Genomic DNA, 12695 nt, shown 5'->3' on the forward strand with positions numbered 1-12695 from the left:
CCGGCGGGCTGGTACCCGTAGGGCTGACCGGGCTGGCCCGGCTGGCCGGGCTGGCCCTGCCACGCCTGCTGGGGTGCGGGCTGACCGGGCTGGCCCTGCCAGGGCTGCTGCTGGGCCGGCTGGCCCTGCCACGGCTGCTGCGGCGCCGGCTGACCGGGCTGGCCCTGCCACGGCTGCTGCTGCCCCGGCTGCTGGCCGGGTGCCGGCGTCCCGGCAGGCGGGCCCCAGTCCGCGGTGGGCTGCGCCGCCGCCTGCTCCCGTGCGGCCCGCTCGGCGAGCGCCGCGTCCACGGCCGGCTCACCGAGGGAGGCGAGCCACTCGACAAGGCCCGGGTAGGCGGAGGGGTTCGTCGCGATGACGGGGCGCAGATCGGGGCGCAGCGCCGCGATGTCGGCGAGCGTCTGGGCCGGCGTCGCCGGGTCGCCTGCCTGCTGGGCCGTGAACTGGGTCGGCTCGGTCATGGCGTTTCTCTCCTCGTCGACCGGCGGTGGCTGAGACCAGCTGTCACAAGAACCGTAGTGCTTCGGTCCACGCGACGGGGTGGGAAATGCGCGGACCACCCGACCGGGCGCCTCAGAGGAGCAGGAGCGGGAAGACGTTCCAGTAGCTCAGCAGCGAGAGCAGCAGCACGCTCCCGGTCACGTTCCCGGCCAGCACGGCGGCTCCCGCGCGACTGCGGGACGCGCGCACGCCGCGCCGTCGCCGTCCGTCGAGGATCCGGAAGGTCAGGACGACTCCGGCGACGACGCTCACCACCCCGAGCATCCGCACGGTGAGCCAGCCGCCCTGGACCACCAGGGCGTTCGTCCGGTAGTGCTGCGCGAGGTTCGCGACCACCAGGAGGTACACCACGAAGCCCACGAAGGAGGCGAGCCCCGTCGTTGTCATCACGGTCAGCGGTAGCCGGACCCCGGGCGCGAGCAGTCGTGTCCGTCGCCCCATGAGGCGACGGGTGCCCCACACCACGGGGCCGACGAGGAGGGCGAGCCCGATGGTGACGAGCAGGGCGACCAGCTGGTCGCCCTCGGCGAACCAGCGCGGCCTGTCGACGGGGCTCGCGACGAACCGCTGGTACGGCTCCGCGCCTGCCACGGTCGGCTCGGCACCCGCCGAGAGCGGGAGCGACTGCACCCAGGCGGCCATGTCCCGCGAGAAGTCCGGGTCGAGCACCCCGTCGACCCGGATGCCGTGGTCGGCGTCGAGGTAGTACCGCACCGTCCACCCGGCGTTCCCGGCCGTGGTGAGGTCGTCGATGATCTGCAGGGCCCCCTGGACGGTCGGCATCGCGGCGTCACCCGTGCCGTAGGCGACGAAGACGGGCTGGCGCATCCGCTGCTGGAAGGGCTCGACGTCGAAGTCGATGTACTCCATCCCCCCACCGGGGAGCTGCATCCCGACCGTCCGTGGGATGGCGCGCAGGATCTCGACCGGCACCCCCGTGGCACGCAGGTAGGAGTCCGAGGCGAAGGCGGCCTGCTGGCGCGGCGGCACGACGGGAGCGGCGACCAGCATCGTGAACGCGACGTTGGCGTTGTCGGCCGCCATGACCGGAACGATCCAGCAGCCCTCGCTCTCTCCGTAGACCCCGACGAGGTCGGGATCCACACCGGGGAGCCCGCGCAGCAACGCGACGGAGCGCAGGTAGTCGTTCGCCATCGTCACGTAGTCGCGATGCCGCGTGGAGTAGGTGTCCAGCCTCTTGTCCGGCACCATCGTGACGATTCCCGCGGAGGCGAGGTCGTGCGCCTGGGTGACGAAGGCCTCCTCGTACTTGCCCGTCCCGGCGCCGTGCACGAAGACGATCCCCGGGCGCAGCCCCGTCGCTCCCACGGGCTCGGAGATCTGGGCCTCGACCGTGGCACCGTTCAGCTCGACGGTGACGACGGAGGTGACGACCTCATAGGTGCCGACCGGGTCGGCGTCGGGGACCGATGTGACGCTCGTGTCCGGAGTCGCGACCTCGATCGTCCTCGTGAGGGGTACCGGGTCCCAGGACGGACCGGAGACGGCCCCGAGGATCCCCAGCACGACCACGGCGATCGCGCTGGTCAGGGCGATCCGGTAACGCACCCGCCCACTGTAGTCGCCGTCGTCCGCCGATCACGGGTCGAGGGTCCGCTGCCCTGCCCGCCCGAGCCGTGCCTCAGAACCCGAGCCGCGAGAGCTGCTTGGGGTCCCGCTGCCAGTCCTTCGCGACCTTCACGTGCAGGTCGAGGTACACGCGCGTGCCCAGCAGGGCCTCGATCCCGCGACGAGCGGTCGCACCGACATCGCGCAGCCGAGCACCGCCCTTGCCGATGATGATCGCCTTCTGCGAGTCCCGTTCGACGAAGAGGTTCACCCGTACGTCCAGCAGACCGGGCGTCCCGTCGGGGCCGACGTTCCCCTCGCGCGGCACGATCTCGTCCACGACCACGGCGAGCGAGTGCGGCAGTTCGTCGCGCACCCCCTCGAGGGCGGCCTCGCGCACCAGCTCGGCGACCATGACCGACTCGGGCTCGTCGGTGAGCTCGCCGTCGGGGTACAGCGCAGGGCCCGGCTCCAGGTGGGACACCAGCACGTCGACGAGGGTGTCGACCTGGTACCCGTCCACCGCGCTCACCGGGACGATGTCGGCCCAGTCCCCGAGCTCCGCGATCGCCATGAGGTGCTCGGCGAGACGTCCCTTCGGCACCAGGTCCGCCTTGGTCGCCACCGCGACGACCGGCGTCGCGGCGCGGCCCCGTGCCAGGTCGCTGAGCTGCTGGGCGATGAACCGGTCACCCGGCCCGACGCGCTGGTCCGCCGGAAGGCAGAACACGATGACGTCGACCTCGCCGAGGGTCTCGCGCACCAGCTCGTTGAGCCGCTCGCCGAGCAGCGTGCGTGGACGGTGCAGACCGGGGGTGTCCACCAGGACGATCTGCGCCTCCGGCCGGTGCAGGATCCCGCGGACCACGTGGCGGGTCGTCTGCGGCCGCCCGGAGGTGATCGCGATCTTCTGGCCGACGAGCGCGTTCGTGAGCGTGGACTTCCCGGCGTTGGGGCGCCCGATGATGCACACGAACCCGGATCGGAAGGGGGCGGTCATCGGTGTGCTCCTTGTTGGCCGGTCGACCGGCCGTGCGTCGGGGTGGTGGTGCCTGCCGTGTCGTCACTGCTGCCTGCGGCGACGGGCGCGAGCCGCACCCGCAGCGCGGAGAGCTGCTTGCGTCGGCCGTCCACCCGGTCGGCCGTGAGCTCGAGCCCGGCCACCACGGCGCGGGAGCCGATGAGCGGGACCTTGCCGAGCGCCTTGGCCAGCAGCCCGCCCGCCGTGTCGACGTCGTCGTCCTCGAGATCGAGGTCGAAGAGCTCGCCGAGCTCGTCGACCGGTAGCCGCGAGGGTACCCGGTACGCGCCGTCCCCGAGATCCTCGACCTCCGGCCCCGAGCGGTCGTGCTCGTCCGTCAGCTCACCGACGATCTCCTCCAGCGCGTCCTCGATCGTCACCAGACCGGCGATCCCGCCGTACTCGTCCACGACCATGGCCACGTGCGAGGCGCTGCGCTGCATCTCGCGAAGGAGCTCGTCCACCGGCTTGGACTCCGGGACGAAGACCGGCGGCCTGGTCAGTCCGTCGACGACCTCGGTCCCCGAGTCGGGGCTGCGGTGCTGATGCCGGACGACGTCCTTGAGGTAGAGCATCCCGAGCACGTCGTCGACCGACTCGCCCACCACCGGCACCCGGGAGTACCCGGACCTCAGGAAGAGCGACATCGCCTTGTGGATCGGGGTCTTGCTCGGGAGCGTGATCATCTCCGTCCGAGGCACCATCACGGCCCGGGTGAGCGTGTCGCCGAGCTCGAGCACGGAGCGGAACATCTCGCGCTCCTCGTCCTCGATCGAGTCCGACTCGCTGACCCGGTCGACCATCTCGCGGATCTCGTCGTCGGACAGGTCGTGCTGGTCGGCGGAGGTCCTGCCGGCGACACGTACCGGGCCGGCCACGACCTGCGCGGCGCGCAGCAGGGCAGAGGTCAGGACGACGATGCCGGCCGGGTGCTTGCGGGCGAGCGAGCGCGGGACGTGTCGGACCAGGAGGAGGGCGAAGGCCGCACCGAGCACCCCGGCGATCAGCAGGCTCTGCCACGGCGAGGCGCCGAGTCCCGCGACGAGGAGCGTCAGTGCGACGGTCGCGAAGGACTCGCAGCCGATGCGGACGGCAGCAGCGGCCGCCGCCGCCGCGTGCGGGTCCCTCGAGAGCCGCGCGATGCGCGTGCCCGACGGGGTGTCGCTCACGAGCTCGGCGAGTGCCGACCGGCCCAGGCGGAGCAGTCCTGTCTCCCCCGCGCTGAGCAGCGCGGCGATCAGGACCACCAGGCCGGTGCCGGTGGCGAGCCACGCCAGGGAGGCGCTCATCGCTCCGCGAGGAAGGTCAGCAGGAGCTGGCGCTGAAGGCCGAACATCTCCTTCTCCTCCTCCGGCTCGGCGTGGTCGAAACCCAGGAGGTGCAGGATCCCGTGCGTGGTCAGGAGCAGGAGCTCCTCGCTGGTGGAGTGACCCGCCTCCTTGGCCTGACGTGCCGCGACCGTCGGGCACAGCACCACGTCACCCAGAAGACCCGCGGGAGTCGGCTCGCCGTCGCCCCCCGGACGCAGCTCGTCCATCGGGAAGGACAGGACGTCCGTCGGGCCCGGCTCGTCCATCCAGCGCACGTGCAGGTCGGTCATGACGTCCTCGTCGACCAGCAGGATCGACAGGTCCGTCTGGGGATGCACCCGCATCGCGTCCAGGACGTGCCGGGCGAGGGCGGCGAACTCCGCCTCGTCCACCCGCACGCCGCTCTCGTTGTTGACCTCGATGCTCATGACTGCCCCTTGACGTCCCAGTGCGCGTACGCGTCGATGATGTCGCTGACCAGTCGGTGCCGGACGACGTCCGCCGAGCCGAGCGGGCAGAAGGCGACGTCGTCCACCTCGCCGAGGATCCCCTCGACGACCCGCAGGCCCGACACCGTCGCCCCCGGGAGGTCCACCTGCGTGACGTCGCCCGTCACCACCATCCGGGAACCGAAGCCGAGCCGGGTGAGGAACATCTTCATCTGGTCGGCAGAGGTGTTCTGCGCCTCGTCCAGGATGATGAAGGCGTCGTTCAGGGTCCGGCCGCGCATGTAGGCGAGCGGAGCGACCTCGATGGTCCCCGAGTCGATGAGCCGAGGGATGGAGTCGGGGTCGACCATGTCGTGCAGCGCGTCGTACAGCGGCCGCAGGTACGGGTCGATCTTCTCGCTCAGCGTCCCGGGAAGGAATCCGAGCCGCTCGCCCGCCTCGACGGCAGGGCGGGTCAGCACGATCCGGTTGACCTGCTTGGCCTGGAGCGCCTGCACGGCCTTGGCCATCGCGAGGTAGGTCTTCCCCGTTCCTGCCGGACCGATCCCGAAGGTGATCGTGTTCCGGTCGATCGCGTCGACGTAGGCCTTCTGCCCGACGGTCTTCGGCCGGATCGTGCGTCCACGGCTCGAGAGGATGTTGTGGGTCAGCACCTCCGCCGGACGGTCTGCGCCGCTCCCGGTGGCCGACGCCAGCATGGCGACCGAGCGTCGGACCACGTCCGAGTCGAGCACGGTCCCGCTCGCAGCCACCTCGAGGAGCTCGTCGAGGAGGCGACTGACCACGGAGACGGCCGAGGGCGGGCCCTGGACGGTGATGACGTCTCCGCGGGCGTGGATCCGGACTCCGGTGAAGCCCTCCTCGATGGCACGCAGGACCTCGTCGCCGGGACCGAGCAGCGCGACCGCGGGCAGGTGGGCGGGGACCACGACCCGGTGCTCGACGACCCCCTCGGGGGGCACGGCCGCAGCGGCGGTGGGGTGGGTCATGGGCGGGTCTCTGTCATGAGCTCGGCCGGCCGGCCTGGTTCTCCTTCGTGGGGCGCGGGGTCCATCCTACCGACGCGTCCTCGGCTCGGCCCGCGCGCGCGGCCCCGCTCACTCCGCTCAGGCCGGGGACCAGCCCAGGTCGGTCCCGCCGAGCACATGGGCGTGCACGTGGAACACGGACTGACCGGCATGGGCGCCGGTGTTGAAGATCAGACGGAAGTTCCCGTCCGCCCGGTCCTCGGCGATCTCGTGCGCCAGGCGGACCACCTGAGCGAGGAGATCGGGGTCCGCAGCGGCGAGCTGGGCGACGTCCGCATGGTGGTCACGAGGGACGACGAGGACGTGCAGGGGGGCTTGCGGGGAGATGTCCCGGAATGCGACCGCCTGCTCCGTGCTCGCGACGACCTCGGCGGGCACCTCACCCGCGACGATGCGGCAGAAGAGGCAGTCCTGACTGGCCAACGGTGTGCTCGACATTCCGCCAGGCTAGCCGTGTCGGCACGTCTCGGCTCGTGCCGACTGCCAGGATGGCCGCAGGACCCGAGCGAGGAGACACGATGGCGCTGCACCTGATCCGGAGCGGTTCGACGGGACGCGGGATCGCCGGAGGGCACCGTGCACGCGCAGCGCTCGTCGCACTCGCGGCTGCCGCGACCTTGACCCTCGCGGGCTGCCAGACGGGGACGACGGAACCCGCTGACGCACCGGACGAGACCTCGACGGCAGCGGTCTCCGAGGAGCCCACCGCGTCGGCCGAGCCGAGCGCCGAGGCCACCCCCGAGGAGGAGCCGAGCACCGACTCCGGGACGACGACGATCGAGGCGCCCGCCCAGGGCGCGACCGTCGCCGGCCCTGCCGTCACGGTCAGCGGCACCGGGACGGCCTTCGAGGCGACTTTGCTGTACTCCGTGCAGGACGCGGAGGGCGAGACCGTTGCCGAGGGGTACACCCAGGCCGGTGCGAACGGGGAGATCGGCCCGTTCGCCATCGACCTCACGCTCGACCCCGGCGACTACACCGTCCAGGTGTGGGAGCCCGGCATGGGTGAGGGCGACGCCTCCGCACCCGCCGTCAACCTCGCAGAGGTCACCTTCACCGTGAGCTGAGCGCGCCTGCCCGGTGCAGGTGTCGGACACAGGTCCGCCTGCCCGCATTCCCGGCGGTCGAGAGGCCACGCCTGCCTCTCCCGAGAGCGCTGATGCCTCGGCCACCGCGCCAGGACCTGCATGTCGACGTCCGCATGCGCCCGACGCTCCGCCGCCCCGACGCTCCGCCGTGCCTTTGGTCCTGAGTGCGACGAACCGCATCGCCCTAGCATCTATCTGACCAGATACACCTGGTCAGATAGGTCGACGCGGACGGGTCCGTGTCGTCATCGGATTCGTCATGCACCGGAAGGGGCAAGATCGTGGTGGAGAAGAAGCCCGTGGTCGTCATCGGAGCCGGCTGCGCGGGGCTGTCGGCTGCCTACACGCTCGGCAAGGCAGGGGTCGAGTGCATCGTGCTGGAGGGGAGCGACCGTGCCGGGGGCAGGGTGGGCAACCGGTCAGCGCACGGCTTCACCTGGGCCACCGGCGCAGCGATGACCGAACCGCAGTGGGAGACGACCTTCGAGTACCTCGAGGAGCTGGGCCTGCGCGATCGGGTGGACACGGTCGAGTCCCAGGTCTACGGCTTCTGGTCGGGTGGCCGCCGGCGCTTCGTCCGGCTGGGCAAGGGGATGAACCCGTTCAAGCTGCTGGGCTTCTTCCTCGGCAGAGGGCTGCCGTTCTCGACCTACCCGCAACTCCTCCGGTTCGCCGCGGCCATCCGGCCGTACTCCTCGCGCATCGGTGCCAAGGGCGGTCATGACTTCTCCGGCCTGATGGAGATCGCGTCGATGAGCACCGAGGAGTTCGGGCGCAAGAATGGCGGGGCGAGCCTGACGGACCGGATCCTCAACCCGTTCCTCGGGACCATGGTGCTCGGACGCGCCCGCGACGTGAGCATCGCTCACCCGATCGCCCTGATGTCCCTGATGCGCGGCATGTGCACCGTCGACGGCGGCCTGGCGGTGTTCATCGATGCCCTGTACGAGCAGGTGCGGGATCGGGTCCGGCTGTCCACCCCCGTGCAGGAGGTCGTCATCGAGGACGGCAAGGTCGTGGGCGTGCGGACCGCCGACGGACTCATCGAGACGTCCCAGGTGATCCTTGCGACCGATGCCGCCGACGCCATCCGCCTCGTACCGGAGCTCCCCGAGACGATGCGGGCGCCGCTCTCCGCGTGCACCTACTCCTCGACCTACAACTACGTGTTCGGGCTCAACCGCCGCATCGTGCCCGACGACTTCCTGTCGCTGATGATCCCCGCGAGCGCCAACTCGCTGATCACCACGATCTTCGACGAGAACTCGGGTGTCTCCAGCCCGCGGGGTCCTGAAGGGACCGGGCTCGTCCACGCGTTCACCGCCGGATGGCACGACGACACCTTGAGCGCCGTCGATGACGAGACCCGCCGCCGCCTGGTGATCAGGGAGATCCAGCGCTTCCTGCCCGAGTTCCCCGACGAACCGCTGTTCACCGACGTGATCCGCTACGACCGGGCGATCAGCCTCGAGGCGCCCGAGCAGGTCACAGCGATCCACGACCTCAACGACCACCACCTGCGCGATGTGCCCGGTCTCTACCTGGCGGGCGAGTACCTCTTCCTCATCGCGTGCACCGAGGGCGCCCTGTCCACGGGCAAGCGCGCCGCACAGATGGCGGTCGCCGATCGCTGACCCGGTCGGGGTGGCCGCCGCGACCGACGGGCGGCCACCCCGGCACGGCGCGACGGTGCGCTAGGGTCGCCTCCGATCGCTGAGGGCAGGGAGCGCGCGGTGAAGCTGAAGGACGTCCTGCTCGGGCTGGTCGAGCTCCACCCGGGCGCCACCGGCTACGAGCTCAAGGCGATCATCTCCGAGTCGACCGGGTACTTCTTCGGCGCGTCGCTGGGCCAGATCTATCCCGCGCTGCGCGAGCTGACCGAGCAGGGCGCGCTCACGGTCAGCGACGACCCTGCGGGCGGCCGGGACCGCAAGCGGTACACGACCACCACGGACGGACGGGAGCGCTTGCGCTCCGTTCTGGAGACCAGCGAGGACCTGCCCCCGTCGCTGTCGGCCTTCAACCAGTTCCTCCTGCACCTGACCTTCGTCGCGCTCGTCGGCGAACGGCAGGCCTCGGCCTACATCGCGACGCAGCTCGAGCACTTCCGGGCCGAGCGAGTGCGGATCGACGCCCACCAGCTCGACGCCGAACGGGCCTTCCTCCATCTCGACGGCAGCACTCGGGAGCGGCTCCTGAAGCTGTGGGAGGCGGAGTACCGCTTCCTCCGGGATGACCTCGACCGGAAGATCGCCTGGATGGAGTCCCAGCTCGACGAGCAGTAGAGCGCGCCTGACCGGTGCTCAGGACCAGCGACCGGTGCGGCTGGCGAGCAGGGCCAGGGCTACGGGGCCTGCGGTCGAGGTGCGCAGGACGTGCGGTCCGAGCCGGACCGGCCGGGCGCCCGCCTCGGTCATGGCAGCCACCTCGGTCTCGTCGATCCCGCCCTCCGGTCCCACCACGACGAGGATCTCGCCGTCCGAGGGGAGCGCGACCGACGCGAGGGACGCCTCGGCTTCCTCGTGCAGCAGGAGCGCGGCCCCGCCTGCCTCGACGGTGCTCCGGATCCGACGGACGAGTCCGTCGAGACCGACGGCCTCGTCGACGACCGGGACCCGGGCGCGTCTGGCCTGCTTCGTGGCGGTCCGCACGGTGGCGAGCCAGCGGGCGCGCGACCGCGCAGCGCGATCCCCGCGCCAGACCACGATCGAGCGTCGTGCCTGCCACGGCACCACCGCGTCGACCCCCACCTCGGTCGCCGCCTCGATCGCGAGCTCGTCACGGTCCCCCTTGGCCAGGGCCTGGACCAGGACCAGCCGCAGGGACTCCTCCGGCTCGTCACGGCGGCTCAGCACGTCGAGCTCGAGGCTCCCGGGCTCCACCGCGGCGATGACGCACTCCAGCCGCACTCCTGAGCCGTCGACGACGTCGACCCGCTCCCCCGTGCGCCGACGTTGCACGACACCCGCGTGCCGGGCCTCCTCCCCGCGGAGCACGTACCGACCTCCGACGTCGAGAGCGCCGAGCGTCCCGGGGTCCGCGAGGAAGACGGGTGCTGTCACCGGCCGGAGAGCTTGTCGCGGAGCTTGGCGAACACCCCCGGATGGGCAGGTGCGAGCCTCGACTCGGGCCGTTCCTCGTCACGCAGTGTCGCCAGGCGGCGCAACAGGTCCGTCTGCTCCTCGTCCAGCCCCGTGGGCACCTGCACCTCGACGTGGATGTGCAGGTCACCCCGTCCTGCGCCGTTGAGGTGACCGATGCCGAGCCCGCGCTCCACGACGACCTCGCCGGGCTGGGTCCCAGGACGCAGGTCGACGGCCCGAGGGCCGTCGAGCGTCTCGAGCTCCACGGTGGTGCCCAGCGCAGCCGCCGTCATGGGCACCGGGAGCGTGCAGTGCAGGTCGTCCCCGCGACGCACGAAGAGGTCATGCGCCTTCTCACGGATCTCGAGGTAGACGTCACCGGAGGGCCCTCCGGCGGGACCGACCTCGCCCTGACCGGTCATCCGGATGCGCGTCCCGGTCTCCACACCGGCCGGGACGTCGACCGAGAGCGTGCGTCGGCTGCGCACGCGGCCCTCACCGGAGCACTCGGGGCAGGGGTCCGGGATGACGGTGCCGAAGCCGTGGCACGCCGCGCACGGGCTCGAGGTCATGACCTGGCCGAGGAAGGACCGGGCGACGCGCTGGACCACTCCGCGGCCACCGCAGACGTCACAGGTGCGCGGGGAGGTGCCGGGACGGCAGCAGCTGCCCTCGCAGGTCGAGCACAGGACGGCGGTGTCGACCTGGACCTCGCGGTGCACGCCGAAGGCAGCCTCGGCGAGGGTGACCTCGAGCCGGAGCAGCGCGTCCTGACCCCGACGCGCCCGCGGGACGGGCCCGCGCTGGGCCGACGCTCCCTGGGCCGCACCGAAGAAGGTCTCGAAGATGTCCTGGAACCCGAATCCGGCGCCGAAGCCGCCCTGACCGCCGCCAGGGGCCGACGGGTCGACCCCGCGGTCGTACATCTCGCGCTTCTCGGGGTTCGACAGCACCTCGTAGGCGCGGGACACGTCCTTGAAACGGTCCTCCGAGCCCTCGGTGGTGGCGACGTCAGGGTGCAGCTCACGGGCGAGCTTGCGGTACGCCTTCTTGATCTGCTCGGGGCTCGCGTCCCGCTCGATGCCCAGGACGGCGTAGTAGTCGGTGCTCACAGGTCTCTCTCTCGGCGGTCTGTGTGGAAGGTCATGGCGTCATCCGGCGAGGATGCGCGAGAGGTAGCGGGCGACGGCACGGACGGAGGCCATCGTGCCCGCGTAGTCCATGCGGGTGGGGCCGAGCGCGCCGATCCGCGCGAGCGGTTCGCCGTCAGCACCGTACCCCGCGGCGACGATGGAGGTCTCCGTGAGACCGACATGCTGGTTCTCCCGGCCGATCCGCACGGCGACCCCAGCGGAGTCCTCCGCCATCTCGGTGAGCAGCCGCAGCAGGACGACGTTCTCCTCGAGCGCCTCCAGCACGGGCCGGATCGTCCCGGGGAAGTCCGTCCCCGTCCGGGCGAGGTTGGCGGTGCCCGCCATCACGAGCCGTTCCTCCGTGGACTCGGCGAGCGTGTCCTCGACGACGTGCACGACCTGGCGGACCAGGGGCTGGTCCTGCGGGGCGAAGGCAGCCGTCATCTCCTCGAGCGGGGCGGCGAGGTCGATGAGGCGCCGGCCGGCCGCGTGCACGTTCAGCCGCGCCCGCAGCTCGGGGACGACGCGCTCGGCATCCATCCCCTCGACCTCGACGATCCGCTGCTCGACCCGGCCCGTCTCGGTGATGATGACCACCAGCAGGCGGTCGTCGGCGACCGGGACGAGCTCCACGTGCCGCAGGGCCGAGCGCCGCAGGGAGGGGTACTGCACGACGGCGACCTGCTGGGTGAGCTGGGCGAGCAGCCGCACCGCCCGGTCCACGACGTCGTCGAGGTCGACTGCCTCCTCGAGGAAGACGGAGATCGCCTTGCGCTCCGGGGCGGACAGCGGCTTCACGGCGGACAGGCGGTCGACGAAGAGCCGGTAGCCCTTGTCGGTGGGGATGCGCCCGGCGGAGGTGTGCGGCTGGGCGATGTACCCGGCCTCCTCGAGCGCCGCCATGTCGTTGCGGATCGTCGCGGGCGAGACGCCGAGGGCATGCCGCTCGACCAGCACCCGCGAACCCACCGGCTCGTGCGTGAGCACGTAGTCCTCGACGATCGCGCGCAGCACGTCGAGACGACGGTCGTCGCTCATCGGATCCCCTTCCCGGCCGTGGCACCTCGCTCCGTCGGGGTGGCACTCACCCCCGGCGAGTGCTAATCGTACGACGCGCGCCGTCCGGCAGCCCGCGCTGCCCACCACCTCCCGCCGCCTCCGGCGGCCTGCGGGGCGGCGCCACGGGCCGACGGCGTGGCTGCGGGCGCGGTGGAGCGAGGACTGCGACCATCTCCCGGACCACGAGGAGGACCGATGGATCGCTACGGACGCGACGTGCTGCGCACCGGGACCGGCCGCACCCCCCGGTCGACGCCGACCCCCGCCGCGCAGGGGCTCGTCGTGGAGGAGGTGGGCACCGGCTGGGTGGGCGCCGTCGTCCGTGTCGAGCGGTCCGGCGGGATGCACGTCGTCGTGCTCGAGGACCGCAAGGGACGCACGCGCACCTTCCCGCTCGGGCCCGGCTTCTGGGTGGACGGCGAGCCCGTCGAGCTCACGGCGCCTGCCGGGCCGC

Annotated in this window: 13 protein-coding genes and 1 pseudogene; 4 read left to right on the forward strand and 10 right to left on the reverse strand. The window is 71.7% G+C overall.

Annotation, left to right across the window (positions count from 1 at the left end; translation table 11 throughout):
- From ABWK99_RS07320 to ABWK99_RS07350, 7 genes are all read right to left on the reverse strand, one after another.
- The coding region (locus tag ABWK99_RS07320; protein ID WP_372594044.1) for a hypothetical protein at positions 1 to 461 on the reverse strand (461 nt) is incomplete at its 3' end.
- Positions 462 to 573: 112 nt separating this feature from the next.
- A complete protein-coding gene (locus tag ABWK99_RS07325; protein ID WP_372594045.1) occupies positions 574 to 2070 on the reverse strand; it encodes an alpha/beta hydrolase family protein in 1497 nt (498 codons plus the stop codon).
- Between the two features lie 73 nt (positions 2071 to 2143).
- Positions 2144 to 3070 (reverse strand): GTPase Era, encoded by a 927-nt coding sequence (era, locus tag ABWK99_RS07330; protein ID WP_372594046.1) that lies wholly within the window; start codon positions 3068 to 3070, stop codon positions 2144 to 2146.
- Complete coding sequence (locus ABWK99_RS07335) at positions 3067 to 4380, reverse strand: hemolysin family protein (protein WP_372594047.1); 1314 nt, start codon at positions 4378 to 4380, stop codon at positions 3067 to 3069. Before ABWK99_RS07335 ends, era begins: the two co-directional genes overlap by 4 nt.
- Positions 4377 to 4829 carry an rRNA maturation RNase YbeY gene (gene ybeY / locus ABWK99_RS07340; RefSeq protein WP_372594048.1) on the reverse strand — a complete coding sequence of 151 codons (453 nt, stop codon included), beginning with the start codon at positions 4827 to 4829 and terminating at the stop codon, positions 4377 to 4379. The genes ABWK99_RS07335 and ybeY overlap by 4 nt, the downstream gene beginning before the upstream one ends.
- Positions 4826 to 5839, reverse strand: coding sequence for a PhoH family protein (locus ABWK99_RS07345; RefSeq protein ID WP_372594049.1), 1014 nt, complete (start codon positions 5837 to 5839; stop codon positions 4826 to 4828). Before ABWK99_RS07345 ends, ybeY begins: the two co-directional genes overlap by 4 nt.
- Before the next feature lie 117 nt (positions 5840 to 5956).
- Positions 5957 to 6316, reverse strand: coding sequence for a histidine triad nucleotide-binding protein (locus ABWK99_RS07350; protein ID WP_372594050.1), 360 nt, complete (start codon positions 6314 to 6316; stop codon positions 5957 to 5959).
- 80 nt (positions 6317 to 6396) lie between these two features.
- Here ABWK99_RS07350 and ABWK99_RS07355 point away from each other — a divergent pair, with 80 nt between their 5' ends.
- From ABWK99_RS07355 to ABWK99_RS07365, 3 genes are all read left to right on the forward strand, one after another.
- Positions 6397 to 6945, forward strand: coding sequence for a Gmad2 immunoglobulin-like domain-containing protein (locus tag ABWK99_RS07355; protein ID WP_372594051.1), 549 nt, complete (start codon positions 6397 to 6399; stop codon positions 6943 to 6945).
- A 302-nt stretch (positions 6946 to 7247) separates the two neighbouring features.
- On the forward strand, positions 7248 to 8600 hold the full coding sequence (locus ABWK99_RS07360; protein ID WP_372594052.1) for an NAD(P)/FAD-dependent oxidoreductase: 1353 nt from the start codon (positions 7248 to 7250) through the stop codon (positions 8598 to 8600).
- Positions 8601 to 8699: 99 nt separating this feature from the next.
- Positions 8700 to 9251 carry a PadR family transcriptional regulator gene (locus ABWK99_RS07365; protein ID WP_372594053.1) on the forward strand — a complete coding sequence of 184 codons (552 nt, stop codon included), beginning with the start codon at positions 8700 to 8702 and terminating at the stop codon, positions 9249 to 9251.
- 18 nt (positions 9252 to 9269) lie between these two features.
- Here the strand turns inward: ABWK99_RS07365 and ABWK99_RS07370 are convergent, their stop codons facing one another.
- The 3 genes from ABWK99_RS07370 to hrcA are packed head-to-tail and all read right to left on the reverse strand — an operon-like array spanning position 9270 to position 12220.
- Positions 9270 to 10028 (reverse strand): 16S rRNA (uracil(1498)-N(3))-methyltransferase, encoded by a 759-nt coding sequence (locus ABWK99_RS07370; protein WP_372594054.1) that lies wholly within the window; start codon positions 10026 to 10028, stop codon positions 9270 to 9272.
- On the reverse strand, positions 10025 to 11161 hold the full coding sequence (gene dnaJ / locus ABWK99_RS07375) for a molecular chaperone DnaJ (RefSeq protein ID WP_372594055.1): 1137 nt from the start codon (positions 11159 to 11161) through the stop codon (positions 10025 to 10027). Before dnaJ ends, ABWK99_RS07370 begins: the two co-directional genes overlap by 4 nt.
- A 39-nt stretch (positions 11162 to 11200) precedes the next feature.
- Positions 11201 to 12220, reverse strand: coding sequence for a heat-inducible transcriptional repressor HrcA (gene hrcA, locus ABWK99_RS07380; RefSeq protein ID WP_372594056.1), 1020 nt, complete (start codon positions 12218 to 12220; stop codon positions 11201 to 11203).
- Positions 12221 to 12436: 216 nt separating this feature from the next.
- Between hrcA and ABWK99_RS07385 the strand changes: the two are divergent.
- Positions 12437 to 12695: pseudogene (locus ABWK99_RS07385) on the forward strand (DUF3097 domain-containing protein); the annotation flags it as partial.

Source organism: Actinotalea sp., assembly GCF_041597215.1.
Taxonomy (GTDB): domain Bacteria; phylum Actinomycetota; class Actinomycetes; order Actinomycetales; family Cellulomonadaceae; genus Actinotalea.